The organism is Stutzerimonas sp. LR2 (assembly GCF_055755175.1).
The window spans coordinates 757028-775715 of sequence record NZ_JBVTRR010000002.1; the positions used below are offsets into that span (position 1 = coordinate 757028).

Sequence of the window (18688 nt, forward strand, 5' to 3'; positions counted from 1 at the left end):
CCATGCATTCCCCTTGTGCCGACATTTGCGTGCTTCGGAGCTAAACATGATGAATGTCTTGAACAAATACCGTGCCTGGTTGGCATACCTGTTTCCGCTCTCCGCTCAGGACTGGCGTGGTGCCGTAGCCGAAGTACGCGAAGACTCTAATTGTCGTTGCTGCAATCAAAGGGGCCGGCACAGCAGCAAGGGGATTCTATGAACTGGATCGTTCAGCCGCTGCCCTGTCGCAGTTGGGGGCTGCTAGCACCCGTCATCCTAGGCCTTGCTCTGAGCAGCGGCGCGCAGGCCTCGCCAGGGTCAGCCGAGCTCGGCGCCTCGTTGCCTCCGCTGCTAGACCTGCTCGAACGGCAGAGCCCAGAGCTGCGGGCCGTCGGGCATGAGAGGCAGGCTGCCTGGGAGCGGCCCGATGTAGCCGGTGCGCTCCCGGATCCGATGCTCACTTTCGAGGAAATGGGCATCGCCCGCGACGACCCGACCCTATCGCCCAGCGGCGTCGGCAGCACACGCTACGCGTTCCGTCAGACATTCCCTATTGGCGGCAAGCGAGGGCTTGCCCGCGAGATCGCAGAGGCGGGTGCCGAGCAGGCGGTGGCCCGGGAGCGCCTGAGTCGAGTCGAGCTCAGGAGTCTCGTCAAGCTTGCCTTCAACGAATATCAATACGCCCACGCGGCCATCCAGGTCACCGAGGAACTGCAGGCTCTGGTGGATGAGCTTGAGAGCATTGCCCAGGCTCGCTACCGAGTGGGGCTTGTGCCGCAACAGGACGTGATCAAGGCTCAGACAGAGCACACCAGTCTGCAGAGCGAGCTGTTGACTCTGGAGCGTGACCGGCGCGGCGCGGCGGCGCGGCTGAACGGCATCTTAGCTCGCCCAGCGAACTCGCCGCTGGCGGAGCCCGCCGGTTGGCCTGCTCTGCCTGCATCGGTGCCGACCTTGGCTGAGCTGCAGGCGCGTATCTTCGGTGGCAATCCTCAATTGGCTGAGCTCAGTGCACGAGTTCAAGAGGCCCAGCGTGCCGAGGCGCTTGCCAGCCGAAACTGGATTCCGGATATCACCGTCGGCACTGCCGTCGTCCAGACGGGCAACCGGGCCGAAGAGTTCGAGTTGATGCTGGAGATGAACATCCCGCTGTGGGGCAAACGCCGCAACGCAGAGCAGCGCGAGGCCGTTTCCTTGCGCTACGCCGCCGAGGCTCGACGCGAGGCAGTCAGCAGCCGTCTCGCGGGCAGCGTAGGTGAAGCGTGGTCGGCGTTGGAGACAGCCTTTCGACAGCACGAACTGACCGACAGAACGCTCCTGCCGCAGGCGGAGCTCACCTATCAATCGGCGCTCGCCAGCTATCAGACCGGCAACGTCGACTTCGCGACCTTGCTCGATGCCCAGCGACAGATTCGCCAGCTGCGGCTGTCGCTGCTCTCGCTGGCACTGGAGCAACGAGTGCAAGTGGTGGAATTGGAACGTCTTGTCGGAGCAGAACTATGAAACGCAGCATGATTTTCGGCGCAGGCACGCTTGCCCTCGTTGCGGCAATCGCCGGCTTCGGTGGCGGCTACATGGCAGCGCAGAAGACAAGTTCCTCGGAGGCGGCTGGCAGCACTGCCCCACAAGAGCGCAAGGTTCTCTACTACCGCAACCCCATGGGCCTGCCCGATACCTCGCCAGTGCCCAAGAAGGATCCGATGGGGATGGACTACATCCCGGTCTACGCCGACAAGGCGCATGCTGCCGCGCAGGGCGAGCGCAAGATCCGTTACTACCGCAATCCCATGGGTCTGCCGGACACCTCCCCGGTGCCGAAGAAGGACTCCATGGGTATGGACTACATCCCCGTTTATGAGGGTGATGAATCGGGTAACACCGTTGTCATCAGCCCTGAGAAGGTGCAGTTGCTGGGTGTACTGTCTTCGCCAGTCGAGCGCCGCGTGCTCACCCGTACAGTGCGCGCCGTCGGTACGGTGCAGGTCGACGAGCGTGGCCAATACACCTTGGCGCCCAAGTTCGAGGGCTGGATCGAAAGGCTCCACGTCAACACGACCGGTGAGCCGGTTCGCAAAGGCCAGCCACTTATGGAGGTCTACAGCCCCGAGCTGGTGTCGGCGCAGCAGGAGTTCCTGATCGCCAATGCCGGACGGCAAAGCCTTGCCGGTGGCAGCGCGGTCGCGCGGAAGGGGCTCGCCTCGCTCTCCGATTCTGCTCTAGAGCGGCTACGCAACTGGGATATCGGAGAAGCACAGCTTGAGCGGCTGCGCCGTACCGGCAAGGCCACTCGCACTCTGACGATCGCCGCGCCTGTGAGCGGCGTGGTGCTGGAGAAGCCCTCGGTGGAAGGTATGCGCTTTCAGCCAGGGGATATTCTTTATCGAATTGCTGACCTCGATACCGTCTGGCTCATCGCTGAGGTTTTCGAGCAGGATCTGGCGCTGGTTCGGCCTGGGCAGGAGGCGCAGCTCTCGGTCAGCGCCTATCCCGATAGGACCTTCCAGGGTGAGGTGATCTTCATCTATCCCGGCCTGTCGCCGGAGACTCGTACCGCCAAGGTTCGTATCGAGCTGCCCAATCCCGACGGCCTGCTCAAGCCGGCCATGTTCGGTACCGCCCACCTCGCAGCAGGTGAACAGGTGCCTGTGCTCGCCGTGCCCGACTCAGCGGTGATCGACAGCGGTACTCGTCGGATTGCACTGGTTGCCCTGGGCGAAGGTCGCTTTGAGCCGCGCGAACTGCGCACAGGCAGGCGTGCCGACGGCTACCTCGAAGTGCTGGAAGGGTTGAGGGAGGGCGAGTCAGTGGTCACACGCGCCAACTTCCTGATCGATGCCGAGAGCAACCTCAAGGCAGCGCTGAGCGGCATGAGCGCGAAGCCGGCTGCGCAGGCGGCTGCACAGGCGGCTCTGGCGACGGATACCCATGCTCATGGCGATACTGTCGCGCCAGGCGATGCCGACGCACATGATCGTCATGCTGGACACGACGCTCACAGTGATAGCGGCAGTTACGAAAAAAACGAGCGTACGCCGGATGTGGATGCGGGCTACGGTAGTCGCGCTGAGTCTGAGACTCACTCCGGTCATGTGATGCCGGACGGCAGCGGCCATTCCCATGGAGGGCATTGAGCATGCTTGCCAAAATCATTGAATGGTCGGTGCGCAACGTCTTCCTTGTTTTGCTCGCCACGCTGATCATTATCGGCGCCGGCATCTACGCGGTAATCAAAACCCCACTGGACGCACTGCCGGACCTGTCCGACGTGCAGGTGATTGTCTACACCGAATATCCTGGGCAGGCCCCGCAGGTGGTAGAGGATCAGGTGACCTATCCGCTAACCACAGCGCTGCTATCGGTGCCCAACTCCAAGGTGGTGCGAGGCTTCTCATTCTTCGGTGCCTCCTTCGTCTATGTGATCTTCGAGGACGGCACCGATATCTACTGGGCCCGCTCGCGGGTTTTGGAGTACCTCAACTTCGCTTCGAAGAGCCTGCCAGCCGGGGTGACACCCGCGTTAGGGCCAGATGCCACCGGTGTGGGCTGGGTCTACCAATACGCCCTGACCAGCACGCGTCATACCCTTGCTGAGCTGCGCACCCTGCAAGATTGGTTCGTACGCTATCAGCTCACCAAGGCCGAGGGCATATCCGAGATTGCAAGCATCGGCGGCTTTGTCCAGCAGTATCAGGTCACCGTTGACCCGCAAAAGCTGCAAGCCTACGACATCCCGTTGAGCCGGATATCTGAAGTCATCCGTACCAGCAATGCCGACGTCGGTGGCCGCATCGTAGAGATGAGCGAGACCGAGTACATGGTGCGCGGTCGCGGCTACCTGCGCGGTGCAGAGGACATCGAGAAACTGGTGCTGAAAGCTTCACGCGGAATTCCGGTTCTGCTGCGTGATGTAGCTCGCGTCGAACTCGGCCCGGACGAGCGACGTGGCGTCGTTGAGCTCGATGGAGAGGGGGAGGTGGTCGGCGGCATCGCCGTTGCCCGCTACGGCGAGAATGCTATGTCCGTGATCGACAATCTTGAGGCCAAAATAGAGGAGATCCGTCCCGGCCTGCCGGAAGGAGTGAATATCGAGACGGTGTACGACCGCTCGGATCTTATCCAGCGCGCTGTCGACAATCTCAAGTTCACCCTTCTTGAGGAGTCGATCATCGTTGCGCTGGTGTGCATTGTTTTTCTTCTGCACGTGCGCAGTGCGCTGGTGGCCATCCTCATGCTGCCGATTGGCATCCTGATGTCTTTCATCGTCATGCGTTGGCTTGGGCTCAACTCCAACATTATGAGTTTGGGCGGCATCGCGATCGCCATCGGCGCGATGGTGGACGCCGCTATTGTGATGATCGAGAACGCCCACAAGCACCTGGAGCGAGCGCCGCCGGAGAAGCCACGTGTTCAGATCATAATCGAGGCCTGTCGGGAGGTAGGCCCGGCGCTGTTCTTCTCGCTGCTGATCATCACCGTCTCCTTCCTGCCAGTGTTCACGCTGGAGTCGCAGGAGGGGAGGATGTTCTCGCCGCTGGCGTTCACCAAGACCTTCGCTATGGGTGCGGCGGCGCTGCTATCAGTGACCCTGGTGCCGGTGCTGATGCTGCTGTTCGTGCGTGGGCGGATAATCCCCGAGTACAAGAACCCGGTGAACCGCTTTCTGATCTGGGTCTACCGCCCGATCATCCAAGGTGTGCTGCGTTGGAAGGTAATCACCATCTTTGTGGCGCTGGTGGTTTTGGTCGTTAGCATTTTGCCGGCGCGGCAGCTCGGTAGCGAGTTCATGCCGCGACTCAACGAGGGCACGCTGCTGTATATGCCAGCCTCGCTTCCTGGCATGTCTATTACCAAGGCCGCTGAGCTCATGCAAACGCAGGACCGGATCATCAAGAGCTTCCCAGAGGTGGCCTCGGTGTTTGGCAAGGCGGGCCGCGCAGCCACGGCCACCGACCCGGCACCGGTGGAGATGTTCGAGACCGTGGTTAACCTCAAGCCGGAGAAAGAGTGGCGGCCAGGGATGACGGTGGACAAGCTCATCGCCGAGATGAACGAGGCGCTGAAATTTCCCGGCGTGGCCAACAGCTGGACTATGCCCATTCAAGGGCGCCTGGATATGCTCTCCACCGGCATCCGAACGCCCATTGGCATCAAGGTATTCGGCATGGATCTCGCGGGAATCGAGCGGCTGGCAACGCAGATTGAAGCAGTGGTGCAGGCGGTGCCCGGCACAACCAGCGCGTTTGCCGAGCGCATAACAGGCGGCTTCTACCTCGACATCGCGCCTGATTACGACGCCCTGGCCCGCTACGGCCTTACGGTGGGAGAGGTGCAGGTGGTGATCGGCACCGCTCTCGGCGGAGAGCTTGTGACCACCACTGTCGAAGGGCGGGAACGGTTCGGCGTTAATGTGCGCTACCCGCGCGAGCTGCGCTCCGATCCGCAGCGGATTGCTACCGAGGTGCTAGTGCCAACGCCGAGCGGTGCACACATACCGCTCGGTCAGCTCACCGCGATCAGCATCAGTAAGGGTGCCCCAAGCATTCGTACCGAGAATGCGTTGCTATCGGCGTACATCTATGTGGACATTCGAGACCGGGATATCGGCAGCTACGTGCGCGAGGCGCAGCAGGCTGTACAGGAGCAGGTGAGCTTTCCGCCCGGTTACTACGTCACCTGGAGTGGCCAGTTCGAGTACATGGAAAGGGCTGCCGAGCGGCTGAAGATCGTGGTGCCGTTGACGCTGGTGGTGATCTTCCTGCTGTTGTACCTGAACTTCCGCCGGCTTACCGAGACGCTGATCGTCATGCTCTCAGTGCCATTTTCGTTGGTAGGCGGCGTTTGGCTGATGTGGGCGCTGGGCTACAACTTCTCTGTTGCAGTAGCGGTGGGCTTTATCGCACTGGCTGGCGTAGCCGCCGAGACCGGCGTGATCATGCTGATCTACCTCGACCACGCGCTCGATGAGCGCCGAGCCGAGCGGGAGGCTGCCGGTGAGAAGTTGACAGTGGATGACCTCTACCAGGCGGTGATGACTGGCGCGGTGGATCGAGTGCGGCCGAAGATAATGACTGTGGTTGCCATCATGGCCGGTCTGCTGCCGATCATGTGGGGCACCGGTACAGGATCGGAGGTAATGAGGCGCATCGCCGCGCCGATGGTGGGCGGGATGGTTTCTTCGACGATTCTTACGCTGATCGTCATTCCAGCGATCTACACGCTGGTGAAACAGCGTGGTCTGGCCCGTTCGGCTCGCTAAATGATGCAGCGGATTCGGGCACCTAGGTGCTCGAATTCGCCCGCCAGAGACCAGAAGGGAGAGCACTATTCGGCCATCGGCCCGGTCGTGTTCGACCATACCTCGTTGTCCATCGATGTGGATCGCGACCTGCGGCTGGTCTATTACGCCGCCAGGGAAGGGCAGGCGCAGAGTCGCGCGTTCGAGCAGTGGCTCCAGGCCGAGCGGGAGCAGGCGGCACGCGATGCCGACGTCCTCAACTGATGGCGGGACCGCGTGAGCGACCGATCTGCCAGGTGACATGGGCGCCCTGGACCCTTGCCGTCAGCCGTTGCCCCAGCCTGGGTTCGATCACGGGCCTCCAGGGCACCAGGCTGAATCCCAGGCCGTCGTCGAGCAGGGCATAGCGCCCGCTGGCCAGCTCGATGCGGCGACGATAGATGCCGCTGGCGGGCTTGCCGTCGACCAGCGGGCGGTGCTGCAGGCCCGTCCGGGCCTCGATGTCGCGGGCCGTGGCCGCCAGTTCCCGCTCGCGCAAGGTGGCCAGCAGGTTGCGGGCGAACAGCGTGCGTGCCCCTCGGCGCTCCGCCAGGCGTTGTTCCACCAGCCAGTCCGTGCGCCGATGCAGAGCGGCCCGGACCTCGGCCCCGAACCCCCGGTCACTGATGGCCTGGCCACCGGCAATCAGCTGCGTGTCCAGCCAGGTGGCCCCGTTGGCGCCGATCTGCCGTTCGATCGACAGCGGGCTGCGCACCGCGACCGACAGGCCGCCTGTGCGTCGGGCATCGTACTGTTGCCCCCGTTCGACCAGGTCGGCGGGGACGCGCCATGGACCCTCACCCGTTCGCTCGACGATACCCGCCCGACGCAAGGCTTCCAGCCGTCGCTCATGGGCGTTCAGCAGGCCCTGGGACTCACCGCTCAATCCATCCTCTCGAGCCAGGAGCGTCCGATGGTGCTCGCGGTGATAGAGCCCCTCTACCGCGAGCGAGACGACTCGTCGGTCCACCGCGCTCGGCGCTTGCGAGGCCCGCGCCTCGATCACGGCATCCGTTGGGTAGTCGGCCGGATCGGCACCGGCCGGTAGGCGCAGGTGATGGGCCTTGCCGTCGACGCCGTCGATCACCAGATAGACCCGGTCATGCGCCTCGCCGGCCAGGCCCTTGGCAGCCAGCCGGCCCACCACGACCTGATCGGAGCCGGGCTCGAGGATGCTGAGCTCTCGCTGCATGCCGGACATGGCGCGCTGCATCGTCCGCACGATGTCGCCCCGTTCGCCCATGGCACGCAGTGTCCGCTCGGCGCGATCGTCGATATGCCAGTGCCCGGGTCGCAGCTCCCGCGCCAGGCCAAGCCGCTGCAGATTCTGCAGCCGACCGATCAGCGGCTGGCGACGGGGATGCTGGGCGAGCCTTTGCAACCGTATCCCATCTGCCTGACGCTGACGCAGCAGCTCGCGGTCAAGGCCGGTCCATCGATCCTGCCCGACCTCGCGCTGCAGTCCCTGTCGGATCTCCCGTTCGGTACGCGGCCCCAGCCATTCGGTGGCCAGCTCGCAGGCCCGGTGGCGCATGCCCTGCGCGATATAGTCGCGTGCGATGATCAGGTCCCGCCCGGTTTCGTCCTTTCCACGCAGGACGACGTGGGTATGGGGGTTGTCGGTGTTCCAGTGGTCCACGGCCACCCAGTCCAGGCGCGTGCCCAGGTCGCCGGCCACGCGTTCCATCAGGTGCCGGGTGAAGGTGCGCAGCTCCTCCAGCGAGCCGGCGTCCTCGGGGGACACGATGAGGCGGAACTGGTGGCGATCCTCCCGGCCCCGGGCCTCGAATGCCTCGAGATCGGCGCGATCCGTCATCGGATCGTATGCCTGGCCGGGTTCGCCCTCGCGTCCGACGCCCTCGCGCTCGATGTAGCGAAGGTGCGTCGAGACCGACCGCCTGCCGGCCTGACGCAGGTTCACCAGCCGGGTCTTGATCGTCACCCGGCGACTGCGTGGCGAGCGGCCGGCGACGAATCGCGCGGCGACATGGCCGCGGCCGAGGCCGGCGCCGGGTCGGTACGCGCCTGGGCGCCGACGGCCACCGGCCTTGCCGGCCTGGCGCAGGACCTGCGTCACCAGTGATTGGCCGCGGTGTCCGGGTGGCCCCGCCTCGGGCTGAAACCGCTCCTCGAGCGACCGATCTCGCGTGTCATTCATGTTGCGCTCCCGTGTCGGCGCAGTAGCGCGTGGTGCACCCGGGCGTATCACGGGCGGCGCGCCTTTTGACATGATCCCGGCACGTATCGTGGCGCAGCCGTGCCGCTCCCACCCCCACGTGCAGACTGGCTCCAGGCGTCACTCGTGCCGCCTCCTTTTATCTTGCCCTCCGCTTTTCATGCCTCTCAGCTCCGCCATTCGCCACTAATCGGCAAACAAACGATGTGCCGTGCCCAGCACGGTATGCGTGCTGACGGGACCGAAATAGCGGCTGTCGAACGAGTCGTCATGGCGCGGGGAAAGCAGCAGGAGTTCGTCATCCACCAGAGGGCGGCATCCTCGCCACTGCGGCATGGGGCGGCCGCGGCGGTCGTATGCACGCGCCTCTACTGCCGTAGCGCCGTCCACCAGTAGACGCGAGCCGATCGCACAGGCGCGCTGTGGCGGCGCTGCGAAAACCGGCTTGAGCATCGGTATCTCAATCGGAAGGTATCCACGGCGAGATGCAAGCTGGGCCGCGTCGCTTGGCAGGCGTACCAGGACCAGGTCCCCGACCCTTGGCAGCGCGTCCGGGTCGATGCGGTACCAGCCGGGTGGCACGCTGTCCGAAGCGTTGTAGACGACCCTCACCGGTAGCTCGAACAGGCCCGACGACGCCACCCATGCAGTGCCCACGATCGCCAGCAGGAGGACTGCCTTGCGGTGCCTCATGCCTCGCGCTCCGGAAAACGCGCCTCGAGCAACTCGCGCAGCATCTGGGCCACCGTAATGCCTTCCTGAAACGCGGCCACCTTGATTCGAGCTCGCAGGTCGGGGGTGATGTCGAGCGTAAGGCGCGCCGTGTAAATGCTGCCCTTTGCAGGGAGCTGTACCGACGCTTGACGGATCCATGCCCGGGCCTGGGCATCGGCCATGGGCCGCGCGCCTATGTCGACGCGCTTCGCGCTCATGGCGCCCACCCGAGCAGTTCGTCGACCAGCGAGCTGATCTCACGGGCCGCTGCGCCGTCGGGGATGAGTTCGTGCACCAGGCGGCCGGCTGCCGCACTGTCGGCAAATACGATTCGCTGGCGCACTTCGGCGCGAAGCGCCGGTAGCGGCTGGTCGGCCAGTGCCTCCCTGGCCTCGCGCCCGATCACCGTGGTGCTGACACGCCTGTTGATTGCGAACGCCGCGCGCAGCGCGGGACGAAAGACCTGTGCCTCGCGGATCAGGTCGACCATCTCGGCGCTGGCCCAGAAGTCGAAGGGGCTGGGCTGGACCGGTACCAGTACCCGGTCGGCTGCCATCAACGTCGATCGGGCCAGGGCAGCGATGCGCGGCGGTCCGTCGATGATCAGGTGGTCGGCACGTCGGGCCAGCTCAGGTGCCTCCTGATGCAGTGTCTCGCGTGGTAGACCGACTGCGCCGAACAGCCTGGCCAAGCCTTGCTGAGCGCGCCGTTGCACCCAGTCCAGCGCGGAACCTTGCGGGTCGGCGTCGAGCAGGATCACGGTCTTGCCGCGCCGTGCCAGCTCGCCGGCGATATGGGTGGCCAGGGTTGTCTTGCCAACCCCGCCTTTCTGGTTGAGCAGGGCGAGGATCATGACCCGGCCTCCACACGTGCATGCCGGCGGGCATGGATCGCCTGGATAGCCTCGAACCTACAACAACAAGTTAGAGATCTTGAGTTAGTTAAGTTAAGGCACGCCGCAGGCCCCGAGTTCACTGGCCTGCGTCCAATTCGGTGCGCCTGATAGCACGATAGCGCTGCGCCTGATGGCACGAGTGCATTTGCGCCTGATAGCACGACGGGTTTCACAGCTTGTCCCCGGCTTATCCCCGTGCCGCCTACGGCACGGGCCTGAACGCTAGCAGCTCGGTGGAGGGCTCCATTCGCACGATGTCCAGCTGGTAGCCGGGCAGGGACTGGCGGGCGACCAGTGCACGAAGATCGAGGGCAAAGTCCGAGTAGCGGGCAGCACTGCCAGACTTTCGGTGCAGGTGCCGGAAGTCGAATTGCCAACCCTCCGGTTGGTGCCCGCCGTGCTTGCGCACGAGGCGATAGAGCCAGCGCTCGATCCCGCCGGTCAGCCGGAAATACGCCCGGTCGATGGTCAACACGAGGGCGCGATCCAGCACGCCGGCATAGAACCAGTCGGGCAGGATCAGTTCGATCCCCAATGGTCTGCCATCGCCCGCGGCAAGCTCTTTCCACTCGTTGATCCAAGAAAAACGGTGCAGCCGGCGACCGCTGGTCTCGCGTATCGAGGTCGCAACGCTCGTGGTCTGGAGACGGTCCAGGGCTGCCTTCAGCCGCTGGTAGTCGCGTCGGGAGGTGCCACGCCCGATGAACCGCAGGATCTCGTAGGGCGTGGCCCTGATCAGACGGGACGTCGCAATCCCCGCATCGCGCGCCTCGACAATCTGGCTGGCGGCCCAGATCAGGATGTCCGCATCCCATATCGTCGCGATGCCATGCTCGTGCGTGCCCTCCACGCGTACCGTCACGCTTCCGGAGCGAAAGTCGATCGGCAGCGTGCGGCGCGATTTGCCGAGCGAGAAGAAGGGGTGCGCCATCAGGTCCTGGGCATCGCGCGGCGCCATATCGCCGGGCAGGGCACGAAACGGGGGTAGGGGCGCTTCCTGGCCAGGCGGCTCGGACCGTACGTCCATTGGTATCGAGCGTCTCACCGTTCATGGCGCGCACCTCCGCAGTGATGCTCCAGGTACTCGGGGTCGAAGGTGGTCTCGAAGCTGCGCGCGTCGGCCCATGCCTGCAGATCGGCCAAGGCATACATGACGCGCCGTCCGAACTTGCGAAAGCGCGGGCCGCCCCCGATGACACGCTGCTTCTCCAGCGTTCGCGGTGAAAGCCGCAGGAAGAGCGCCGCCTCGGCATTGTTGAGGTAGGTTGGGTGATCGTGCGCCGAAGCACCGTGCGATCTGGGCGCTACCGGTTGGCCAGAAAGGGTTTGCCGGTCGTGGCCGGTAGAAGAGGGCGCAGCGTAGTGAGGTAGGAGGGACATGGGCAGGTCTCCTGTAGATGGAGGCCTACCCTGTGCCGATCAGCCCGTGTCGATCATGCCGGAGTGGGTCTCTGGCCAGACGGCAACGCGGCACAAATCCAATTGCAGCGTGCCCGGTCCGATTGCTGCGCCACAACGCCAATCGAGCAGTGCCATCGATCGGCGCTACTCAGACGCGGTGCAACCTGATGCGACGCATGCAGTTTTAACAGAAGCGAGGATGCACATTTCAGTAGAACTGCAATTACTGAAATGCGTATGCGTACAAACCCGTAACCGTGCGTTCCCGTATTGTGCCGCTAATAGTAAATACGTCTTTACATTTTCGTCTGAATACGGGGCAGAAGTTGATTTACCGTGGCGCCTTCTGGTTATCCACTAGTGGCCGTGTTAGTTTGCGCAGCGGCATATCGCCGGGCCAATTATGTCTTATGGCTTTGAAGAGGAATATGATGAGCAAGATCGCCGAGTACAAACGCCTTGAAGCCCAACTTGCCGAGCAACTTGCGGCGCTGGACAAGCTCAAGACCGATGACCAGCTGAAACGGGAAATGGAGTTTGAAGACAAGCTCAAGGCCCTGATCAACGAGTACGGTTTCAATGCCCGCACCGTCCTGCAGATCCTCGCCCCAGCGTCGGCCGAGGATGTAGCGCCCGCCGGCCGCCGTCGCGCCCGTGAAACCAAGACCTATACCAATCCGCACACCGGTGAGGTGGTCGAAACCAAGGGCGGTAACCATAACGTCCTGAATGCCTGGAAAAAGCAGTACGGTGCCGAGGCGGTGAAGTCCTGGGTGGCGTGAACGCAAGTTCCCGCTAGTTTGCCAGTAGTTGCTCCAGACGCAGGCCAACTTGCTTGGCCTGCGCCGCCATGCCGGCGATAAATTCGATTAGCCTATCGAGAGTCATCAGTTCAGTGGCCGGCAGTTGGTCCTTCATTCCGAGCAACTTGATGGTTGCCTCGTCCCGACGCTGTCGCGACGAGTACTCGATGTTTATCAGCTCATTGATCATCGTCTGCACCAGAACGGCCTCGTGGCCGCGGAAACGACTTTCGAGCAACTCGTCGAGCTTCTCCACGACAGCCATGACGTGCGCGACCGTATCGACCGCCCGCAGCAGATGGATCCTGATTTCATCCTGCATCGCCGGATGAAGGCGCATCCTGCCCAACGCGACAAGACGGGCGATTTCACTGGCGCAGTGGGCCAGGCTGTCCTGCGCCCGCAGCAGATCGAGTACATCGCTGCGCGGGATCGGCATGAAAAGCGTGCTCGGCAAATGCAGACAGACATCCCGCGACACCCGCTCGCTTTCCTGGCTGAGTTCCCGGACCTGCTGTTCGATCAGCTGTACGCGCTGCCAGTCCTCGTCGAGCGCGCTGCGCAGCAGGGGAAGCAGCAACTGGACCGCACCATGCACCTGCTCGAATTGGCTGCGCAGCTGCTTGAAGGGGGAGCGGGCTACCAGTCCGCACAGGGCTTTCTCGGGCATGCTGTTCTCGTCGATTGGCAATGGCGATGTATTGAAGGCCGCGGCTCGTTTCAATTGGATGACGCCGCCGTCGTATGAGGCCGCGGCGCCAGGAGGAGAGGTTGCGCACGTTCGTGAGCAGTCTGCCGCTAGCGAGCTAGTACGTGCGGAAAACGTGCACCTGCTCGAAGCCCGTTTCGATAGTGAACACGTCGCCTCCAAACTCCATGTCTCGCGCTATGGCCTGGTAGTCGATATACGGCGCGAGATGCGCAGGGATATCGGTTGTTTGCTCGGTCACGTCCTGAGCGTAGTCAGCGAGGGAGGTATAGCAGCCACAGTAGTTGTCTTCGATGGCAGCGCGTACGGCTTCCACCTCGCCGAAGTAGGCCAGCAGAGCCCCGGCCAGCCAAGGATGCGCTTCGATCAGGCAGGCCATCTCGTGTATGACTTGGAGCGACTCGTATTCCCCCGGGCGGTAACCGTCGAACCCCTCATGGTCGTGAATCGCGTATTCCTCGGCGCCACGGACCGGGGATGCTCGAAGCATCGACTCGATCTGCATCTGAATCTCATGCAGGGGTTGGGTCGCCTCAACCCACACGCCGTGTAGATGCCCGGCATTGTAGGCAGCGAGATCGGCCAGGTAGATCCGGATGGGCTTGCTCATGCTTGCGCTCCTTGTCTGGAAGGTTCTGCGCGTTTCGCCGCGCATGAACCCCTGCCGACTAGGGCGACTAAGGCCGTCGTGAAAAAATCAGGAAAAATCGCGGAGGCTCCGCCCAGCGAAGCGGCCGGGTGGAAACCGTCTATTTTTCTTGATTTTGAGGGGGCAAGAACCCCTGCCTTTGGCGTTTGAACTGTGCGCTCAATGCTCCAGCGTACGCCTTCGCATGGGCAGTCACCCTTTGAGCGTCAACCGCCTCGCTCGGTCGCCGATGGGCTACGCGTCCTCGATGCGCTATCCAAACGTGGTGATAAATGGAGCAGCACATTGCCTGATGGACGCCACTACGTTGGGCGCCCGTTCTCCCAATTCGGTAAACCGTGCCAGCACCCGCTCCAGGGCCTGTAACTGGCTCCGAATTACGTCTTCTGGCTTCGCCACATCGCAAACCCGGGCGAAATCCAGTAGTCCTTGCCGCGATGCAAACAGTGACTTGCTACCCGCCAGTTCCAGCGCGAGTACATCCTCGGGAATGTAGGCGGTGGTGTTGACGATATCGTAGGCCGGCGCCAATCGTGCATCGCGTTGGGTGGGGTCGGAGTACAGCAAGCCGAAGTTCTTCAGATGGGCATCACCGTTACCGACGATGCAGCTCAAGGAGACGATAGCGAAGAGCTGCGCCAGCGAGCCCTGCACCTGCTCAGGCGGGCAGAACAGGCGGATAGCCTTGGCAATTGACGAGTAGCTCTTGCTGTACTTGTCCTCTGCGGCCAGCCCCATCAGGGCTGCCATGTCCTCGAACCCAACCGGATTGAGCTGCTCGTCCCGGTCGAAACGGCGCATGACGAACAGTTTGGCGTTTTCGGATAGGTAGAACTCCGGCACCGCAATGCCAGCCTCCTTCGCCACTGACATGCAGATGAACTCATTGATCGCTAACCCTGGAAACTCGTCCCGGCCGCTCTTGATGATCAGGTCTGAGGTTTTCGAGGTGAAGCGCTGCGGTGCGCTGTCGCGCTGCTCCGGAACCAGTACCTTTGGCTGCACGCCGGAGATGCCGGCGCGCAGGATGTAACGATCCACCAGGCCGGCAAAAATGTCTTCGGCGCCATCCCAGGCGAGGATCTCCTCCAGCTTTTCCCCTGGGAAATGCTGCCGGTTGAGCAGCGCATCTACCTGCGCCGAGCTCACCATGACGCGACCAATGGGGGCGCTGCTACCGGAAAGCGCCAGAAGCAACATGGGGTCGACATTCACAAGTTTGGCAAGGCGGTTGCGCAGTTGCTCCAGGACATAGCCTTCCGGCAGATTCATCTGGAAAATCGGGTGCAGGTCCCGATGACGGTATTCTTCAATCCGCACAGGCATGAGCAAACTGATCGCCGCCTGCGCCGGGGCGCTTTCGTGATAGCGAAATAGATAGTCGCCACCACGGCTAAAGATCCTCCCGCTGCCGCCTTCTGGCGTCGACACTTGAAGCACGGCTGTCATCAATCAAACACTCCCTGGATCTCATCGAGTGTGGGCATCGCGGCTGGCGTTACCGCGAACTCGCAATCCAACGCGCCCAGTACTCGCGCATAAGCCGCGATGCCTACCGACAAATCGCCTCTCTCGACGGCGATAACCTTCTGGCGGGTGATGCCCGCCAAGGACGCAAGCTTCGCCTGGGTCAGGCCGAGGTTCAGTCGACGCTGCCTGACCTGCTGGCCAAGGCGAGCTGTAATGAAGGCATGGTCCATGTCTTGTTTACGTGACATAAAATGAGAGATGTAACGTATACGGAACAGTACAAAAGAGCAACTCACAACTACTGCGTGAACGTTGCGCGGCGGCGTGACCGCCCGTAGGAGGCGCTCGGAGCCGCTGGCAGCCTAAAGACAACACCTGCTTTTTGTGGCCCACGGGCTACAAAAACGGACGGTGCGGCGTACTTTGAGTCCTGCGGGCTACGCGTCAGCAGCTCAAAAGAAATTGCACGACATCTTTCCTCTCGCTCTCGAGCACCGGTAATGCGACTGTGAACGGCTGCCTAAACCTGGGCACTCGTTTTAGATTCCGTCGCGCAATGCGCTACTGTCGAACTCGACGGACGACCCAAGCAAGGAGCGCATATGGGCAGGTTGGTATTGAGCAGGCGAGCCGGTGAACAGATAAGGCTGACGTTGAAACCAGGTGCCTCGATCGACGACTTTCTGGATGAGCTGGAGCAGGTCGGCATCTGGATTACGGTCGTCCAGACCGATAGAGGCCGGGCCTGCCTGGCCATCGAGGCGCCCGAGCAGATGCTGGTCCTTCGCGATGAGCTGATTCCAGGCCACGAGTCGTTCGTGGAACTCACGGCTGGATTCGAGCGTTCCTAGATGCTTGCCAAAACCATCACCGCTGGGCTGACCATCGTCGTCTTCGGGCTGCTGGGCGGCAACGCCTGGTCCGACTCGCTGGCCTCGTTCGGCCTGCACACGAAGGATAAGAACCCCTGTCGCTTGACGGACGGCAGAGGCTTCGAGGCGCCGACCATCGTCCTGATGACAGGCGCCTACGACAAGCTGTCCAAGGATAAGGTCGTCGTGCTTAAAGTCATCGATACGGCCATCAACGCCGGCTGCGACATCGACGAGCCCGATGAGTTGGGCTTTTCGCCCTTGAACGCCGCGATCCTCTACAACGAGCCCGCTCTGGTCGAGCGCTTCCTGCAGGCCGGCGCCGATCCCTATAGGACGATTGTCAGTTCAAGGGCGAGCATTGACGGACTGGACGCGTTCGAGTTCCTTCAGATGCTCATGAACAAGGCGCCCAGCCAGGAGCGCGCGGCACTTCGCACGGTTCTGGACCAGTATCGGTAGCGCCTAGAGCCCGTCGTTGGCGATCAACGTCCTGTGCTCGTCTCCTGGTGTGTCAGGAGCCAGTCGAGCATGTCAGGTTTGGTTAGCCGTAGTCGCGCCTCGATCTGACCGATTAGGGCGAAAAGCTCCGAGCGGTCCAGGGTCGGCCCACAGGCGATGTCATCTATGGTGGCACGCTCGGCTCGCGGGTCGATCAACGTCAGGGAAACAGTCGAGGGCGAGGTCGTTATCGCTTCGAGGCGCAGCGGGAGAAAATACTGACTCAATTCTGCAAGCGCCTCGGGAAGCCTGATTCGGGAAGGCATTTCGTTTTTGCTCTTGGATCGATGATACAAACTCGACTTTAGCGGATACCGATATGAAATGCTGGATAGCCTGCTTCGGCTTTAAACCGAAGACCTGAGGGCGGCTTAGTCAATCGTGGAAAAGGGGCGCTTGCAGCAGCCTGGCTCTTGAGGATGTATGGCGACCGCAGGGATTCTACTGTTAGGTTCAGACCATCCCTTTCTCGGTGACGCAATGCTCAAAGCACCACTGCACCCCGATGAATCGCTGAGGCAGTACACGCTCGATAGCCTGAATCTGCTGGATACGGCCGCCGATGTGCATCTGGATACCCTGGTTCGCGTGGCCCAGACCGCCTTTGGTGTCGAAACGGTACTCATCAGTCTCATCGATCGGGACCGTCAGTGGTTCAAGGCCAAGCAGGGAATGGATATTTGCGAGACGCCTCGCGATATCGCCTTTTGTAGCCATACCATTTTGCAGGCCGATTCGCTGATCGTGCCCGATGCACTGAAGGATCCAAGATTCAGTGACAATCCGTTGGTTCTATCCGCACCGCGGGTGCGACTTTATGCCGGCCACCCAATCGTCATCAACGGGTTCCCCATCGGTTCGCTATGCCTGCTTCACCCGCGCCCGCGCGAGCTGAGCGATCGGGAACAGGCGATGCTCAGGGACCTCGCGACGCTTGCAGAGGGGTACGTCGTCCAGCGCATGCAGAACACCCATATTCGCACGCTTTATCAGGCGCTGGATGCAGAGCGGCTAAGGGCGATGACCGATCCGCTGACCCGCGTTTGGAACCGCGAGGGACTCGATTACCTGGCGCCGGTTCTGCTCAATGCCGCAGGCGCCAAGCTTATTGGCGTGCTGTGCTGTGACCTCGACCATTTCAAGTCGATCAACGACCGCCACGGCCACGCGACCGGCGACGAGATATTGGTACAGACCGCCCGCCGCCTCAAATCCGTACTGCGCGCAGACGATGTGCTCGTACGCTTGGGTGGCGAGGAGTTTGCCGTGATGCTGCTGGTCAACCGTGCCGAAGAACTGCAGGTTCTGGCGGAGCGGGTTCGTACGGTATTGCTCGATAAGCCCTTCATCTGCGGCTCAAGTACGATTACTGTCACGGCCAGCGTTGGGATGGCGCTCAAGCGTGAAGAAGAAGGCGTCGAAGGCACGTTCCGGCGGGCGGACGAGGCGATGTATCGGGCAAAGGCCAATGGCCGAAATCGCATTGAGCAGGCTTGAGGCTGATCCGCTTTGCAACTGATCTCGAGCGGCAGCATTCGCTCGCCTAGCGATTCACGCTATCGGCTCGATCAGATGGGGACCTTCGTTCCTCGGGTTACCCACCTCTCGCCCCACCGGATGCCAGACGAACGCATCGGTTGCAACTGCATGCCCCTGGAGCAGCGCGTCGGACTCGGCGGCGCCGATGTCCGAAAGCCACGCACGCGCATCCAGTGCGTCGAGCACGACGGGGCGCCGGTCGTGAATGTCGAGCATCCCGCCCTGCGAATCGGCCGTGATGATCCGGAAGCCGTCGTCTACGCGGGGCTCGCTTGCTGCGGCAGAGAACTGACCGATCGCTGGGATGAACAGCGGCGCGCTGTCGCCCCGGCGAATGTAATAGGGCTGCTTGGTCTTCTGACACTCTACCGGACACCACTCATACCAGCCGTCGGCACATAGCAGCGCACGGTTCGGCCAGACCTGCCGGAAGTACGCGCTATGCGCGACCTTCTCCCGGGTCGCATTGATGTCGCTGCGCACGGGGGCCTTCGCCCAGCTGGGCGTCCAGCCCCACCGTTCAGGGCTCCATACCAGACCCTCGCCAACACGCCTGAGCAGGTCCACACGCGAGTGCGGCGCGACATTGTAGCGGCCAATCTCCTCGGTGGGCGCACGCCCGAACAGGCTGGCCTGGACACCGAGCGACGCCAGGTATTTCTCGGCCGCACGATGCTGGGCCAGTCGTCCGCACATTGATCCT

19 protein-coding genes and 1 pseudogene are annotated in these 18688 nt (G+C 62.5%); 8 read left to right on the plus strand and 12 right to left on the minus strand.

The window, feature by feature from the left end:
- The first annotated feature begins 198 nt into the window (after positions 1 to 198).
- The 4 genes and pseudogenes from ACVRRC_RS10100 to ACVRRC_RS10115 form a co-directional block, all read left to right on the plus strand.
- The gene (locus ACVRRC_RS10100) at positions 199 to 1485 is read left to right on the plus strand and encodes a TolC family protein (protein WP_122075782.1); all 1287 of its coding nucleotides are present in this window, start codon (positions 199 to 201) and stop codon (positions 1483 to 1485) included.
- Positions 1482 to 3113, plus strand: coding sequence for an efflux RND transporter periplasmic adaptor subunit (locus ACVRRC_RS10105; protein WP_014852997.1), 1632 nt, complete (start codon positions 1482 to 1484; stop codon positions 3111 to 3113). Before ACVRRC_RS10100 ends, ACVRRC_RS10105 begins: the two co-directional genes overlap by 4 nt.
- Before the next feature lie 2 nt (positions 3114 to 3115).
- Positions 3116 to 6238, plus strand: coding sequence for an efflux RND transporter permease subunit (locus tag ACVRRC_RS10110; protein WP_014852996.1), 3123 nt, complete (start codon positions 3116 to 3118; stop codon positions 6236 to 6238).
- Positions 6239 to 6316: 78 nt separating this feature from the next.
- A pseudogene (locus ACVRRC_RS10115) lies at positions 6317 to 6481 on the plus strand (helix-turn-helix transcriptional regulator); the annotation flags it as partial.
- Here the strand turns inward: ACVRRC_RS10115 and ACVRRC_RS10120 are convergent.
- The 6 genes from ACVRRC_RS10120 to ACVRRC_RS10145 form a co-directional block, all read right to left on the minus strand.
- Entirely contained in the window at positions 6474 to 8414 is a 1941-nt protein-coding gene (locus ACVRRC_RS10120) for a relaxase/mobilization nuclease and DUF3363 domain-containing protein (protein ID WP_038659375.1), read from the minus strand. The pseudogene ACVRRC_RS10115 and the gene ACVRRC_RS10120 sit on opposite strands and share 8 nt — an antisense overlap.
- A gap of 204 nt (positions 8415 to 8618) precedes the next feature.
- On the minus strand, positions 8619 to 9125 hold the full coding sequence (locus ACVRRC_RS10125) for a S26 family signal peptidase (RefSeq protein ID WP_181092244.1): 507 nt from the start codon (positions 9123 to 9125) through the stop codon (positions 8619 to 8621).
- A complete protein-coding gene (locus ACVRRC_RS10130; protein WP_038665601.1) occupies positions 9122 to 9364 on the minus strand; it encodes a ribbon-helix-helix protein in 243 nt (80 codons plus the stop codon). The genes ACVRRC_RS10125 and ACVRRC_RS10130 overlap by 4 nt, the downstream gene beginning before the upstream one ends.
- Positions 9361 to 9999 carry a ParA family partition ATPase gene (gene parA, locus ACVRRC_RS10135; protein WP_048328954.1) on the minus strand — a complete coding sequence of 213 codons (639 nt, stop codon included), beginning with the start codon at positions 9997 to 9999 and terminating at the stop codon, positions 9361 to 9363. The genes ACVRRC_RS10130 and parA overlap by 4 nt, the downstream gene beginning before the upstream one ends.
- Positions 10000 to 10243: 244 nt before the next feature.
- The gene (locus ACVRRC_RS10140; protein WP_061373281.1) at positions 10244 to 11068 is read right to left on the minus strand and encodes a replication initiator protein A; all 825 of its coding nucleotides are present in this window, start codon (positions 11066 to 11068) and stop codon (positions 10244 to 10246) included.
- Positions 11069 to 11082: 14 nt separating this feature from the next.
- The gene (locus ACVRRC_RS10145) at positions 11083 to 11421 is read right to left on the minus strand and encodes a helix-turn-helix transcriptional regulator (RefSeq protein ID WP_472996934.1); all 339 of its coding nucleotides are present in this window, start codon (positions 11419 to 11421) and stop codon (positions 11083 to 11085) included.
- A 452-nt stretch (positions 11422 to 11873) separates the two neighbouring features.
- Between ACVRRC_RS10145 and ACVRRC_RS10150 the strand changes: the two genes are divergently transcribed.
- A complete protein-coding gene (locus ACVRRC_RS10150) occupies positions 11874 to 12224 on the plus strand; it encodes a histone-like nucleoid-structuring protein, MvaT/MvaU family (RefSeq protein WP_045158234.1) in 351 nt (116 codons plus the stop codon).
- Between the two features lie 13 nt (positions 12225 to 12237).
- Here ACVRRC_RS10150 and ACVRRC_RS10155 read toward each other — a convergent pair whose 3' ends face one another.
- The 4 genes from ACVRRC_RS10155 to ACVRRC_RS10170 form a co-directional block, all read right to left on the minus strand.
- The gene (locus ACVRRC_RS10155; protein ID WP_053069154.1) at positions 12238 to 12915 is read right to left on the minus strand and encodes a DUF47 family protein; all 678 of its coding nucleotides are present in this window, start codon (positions 12913 to 12915) and stop codon (positions 12238 to 12240) included.
- Between the two features lie 136 nt (positions 12916 to 13051).
- Positions 13052 to 13564, minus strand: a complete 513-nt coding sequence (locus ACVRRC_RS10160) for an antirestriction protein ArdA (RefSeq protein ID WP_472996935.1) — start codon at positions 13562 to 13564, stop codon at positions 13052 to 13054.
- Between the two features lie 291 nt (positions 13565 to 13855).
- The gene (locus ACVRRC_RS10165) at positions 13856 to 15052 is read right to left on the minus strand and encodes a type II toxin-antitoxin system HipA family toxin (RefSeq protein WP_048328958.1); all 1197 of its coding nucleotides are present in this window, start codon (positions 15050 to 15052) and stop codon (positions 13856 to 13858) included.
- Positions 15052 to 15303, minus strand: a complete 252-nt coding sequence (locus ACVRRC_RS10170) for a helix-turn-helix transcriptional regulator (protein ID WP_038665611.1) — start codon at positions 15301 to 15303, stop codon at positions 15052 to 15054. Before ACVRRC_RS10170 ends, ACVRRC_RS10165 begins: the two co-directional genes overlap by 1 nt.
- Before the next feature lie 372 nt (positions 15304 to 15675).
- Between ACVRRC_RS10170 and ACVRRC_RS10175 the strand changes: the two genes are divergently transcribed.
- Together ACVRRC_RS10175 and ACVRRC_RS10180 are read left to right on the plus strand one after the other, a co-directional pair.
- The gene (locus tag ACVRRC_RS10175; protein WP_170800177.1) at positions 15676 to 15924 is read left to right on the plus strand and encodes a carbon storage regulator; all 249 of its coding nucleotides are present in this window, start codon (positions 15676 to 15678) and stop codon (positions 15922 to 15924) included.
- Positions 15925 to 16407, plus strand: a complete 483-nt coding sequence (locus ACVRRC_RS10180) for a hypothetical protein (RefSeq protein ID WP_472996936.1) — start codon at positions 15925 to 15927, stop codon at positions 16405 to 16407.
- A gap of 23 nt (positions 16408 to 16430) precedes the next feature.
- Here the strand turns inward: ACVRRC_RS10180 and ACVRRC_RS10185 are convergent, their stop codons facing one another.
- Positions 16431 to 16712, minus strand: a complete 282-nt coding sequence (locus ACVRRC_RS10185; RefSeq protein WP_472996937.1) for a DUF1652 domain-containing protein — start codon at positions 16710 to 16712, stop codon at positions 16431 to 16433.
- A 214-nt stretch (positions 16713 to 16926) separates the two neighbouring features.
- Here ACVRRC_RS10185 and ACVRRC_RS10190 point away from each other — a divergent pair, with 214 nt between their 5' ends.
- Positions 16927 to 17943, plus strand: a complete 1017-nt coding sequence (locus ACVRRC_RS10190; RefSeq protein ID WP_472996938.1) for a GGDEF domain-containing protein — start codon at positions 16927 to 16929, stop codon at positions 17941 to 17943.
- Positions 17944 to 17997: 54 nt separating this feature from the next.
- Here the strand turns inward: ACVRRC_RS10190 and ACVRRC_RS10195 are convergent, their stop codons facing one another.
- On the minus strand, positions 17998 to 18681 hold the full coding sequence (locus ACVRRC_RS10195; RefSeq protein WP_472996939.1) for an SOS response-associated peptidase family protein: 684 nt from the start codon (positions 18679 to 18681) through the stop codon (positions 17998 to 18000).
- Between the last annotated feature and the right edge of the window lie 7 nt (positions 18682 to 18688).

What these genes read in the sequence shown, in the direction of transcription:
- ACVRRC_RS10100 (WP_122075782.1), top strand. Translation starts at nt 199, where the DNA reads ATGAACTGGATCGTTCAGCCGCTGCCCTGTCGCAGTTGGGGGCTGCTA.
- ACVRRC_RS10105 (WP_014852997.1), top strand. Translation starts at nt 1,482, where the DNA reads ATGAAACGCAGCATGATTTTCGGCGCAGGCACGCTTGCCCTCGTTGCG.
- ACVRRC_RS10110 (WP_014852996.1), top strand. Translation starts at nt 3,116, where the DNA reads ATGCTTGCCAAAATCATTGAATGGTCGGTGCGCAACGTCTTCCTTGTT.
- ACVRRC_RS10120 (WP_038659375.1), bottom strand. Translation starts at nt 8,414, where the DNA reads ATGAATGACACGCGAGATCGGTCGCTCGAGGAGCGGTTTCAGCCCGAG.
- ACVRRC_RS10125 (WP_181092244.1), bottom strand. Translation starts at nt 9,125, where the DNA reads ATGAGGCACCGCAAGGCAGTCCTCCTGCTGGCGATCGTGGGCACTGCA.
- ACVRRC_RS10130 (WP_038665601.1), bottom strand. Translation starts at nt 9,364, where the DNA reads ATGAGCGCGAAGCGCGTCGACATAGGCGCGCGGCCCATGGCCGATGCC.
- parA (WP_048328954.1), bottom strand. Translation starts at nt 9,999, where the DNA reads ATGATCCTCGCCCTGCTCAACCAGAAAGGCGGGGTTGGCAAGACAACC.
- ACVRRC_RS10140 (WP_061373281.1), bottom strand. Translation starts at nt 11,068, where the DNA reads ATGGACGTACGGTCCGAGCCGCCTGGCCAGGAAGCGCCCCTACCCCCG.
- ACVRRC_RS10145 (WP_472996934.1), bottom strand. Translation starts at nt 11,421, where the DNA reads ATGTCCCTCCTACCTCACTACGCTGCGCCCTCTTCTACCGGCCACGAC.
- ACVRRC_RS10150 (WP_045158234.1), top strand. Translation starts at nt 11,874, where the DNA reads ATGAGCAAGATCGCCGAGTACAAACGCCTTGAAGCCCAACTTGCCGAG.
- ACVRRC_RS10155 (WP_053069154.1), bottom strand. Translation starts at nt 12,915, where the DNA reads ATGCCCGAGAAAGCCCTGTGCGGACTGGTAGCCCGCTCCCCCTTCAAG.
- ACVRRC_RS10160 (WP_472996935.1), bottom strand. Translation starts at nt 13,564, where the DNA reads ATGAGCAAGCCCATCCGGATCTACCTGGCCGATCTCGCTGCCTACAAT.
- ACVRRC_RS10165 (WP_048328958.1), bottom strand. Translation starts at nt 15,052, where the DNA reads ATGACAGCCGTGCTTCAAGTGTCGACGCCAGAAGGCGGCAGCGGGAGG.
- ACVRRC_RS10170 (WP_038665611.1), bottom strand. Translation starts at nt 15,303, where the DNA reads ATGGACCATGCCTTCATTACAGCTCGCCTTGGCCAGCAGGTCAGGCAG.
- ACVRRC_RS10175 (WP_170800177.1), top strand. Translation starts at nt 15,676, where the DNA reads ATGGGCAGGTTGGTATTGAGCAGGCGAGCCGGTGAACAGATAAGGCTG.
- ACVRRC_RS10180 (WP_472996936.1), top strand. Translation starts at nt 15,925, where the DNA reads ATGCTTGCCAAAACCATCACCGCTGGGCTGACCATCGTCGTCTTCGGG.
- ACVRRC_RS10185 (WP_472996937.1), bottom strand. Translation starts at nt 16,712, where the DNA reads ATGCCTTCCCGAATCAGGCTTCCCGAGGCGCTTGCAGAATTGAGTCAG.
- ACVRRC_RS10190 (WP_472996938.1), top strand. Translation starts at nt 16,927, where the DNA reads ATGCTCAAAGCACCACTGCACCCCGATGAATCGCTGAGGCAGTACACG.
- ACVRRC_RS10195 (WP_472996939.1), bottom strand. Translation starts at nt 18,681, where the DNA reads ATGTGCGGACGACTGGCCCAGCATCGTGCGGCCGAGAAATACCTGGCG.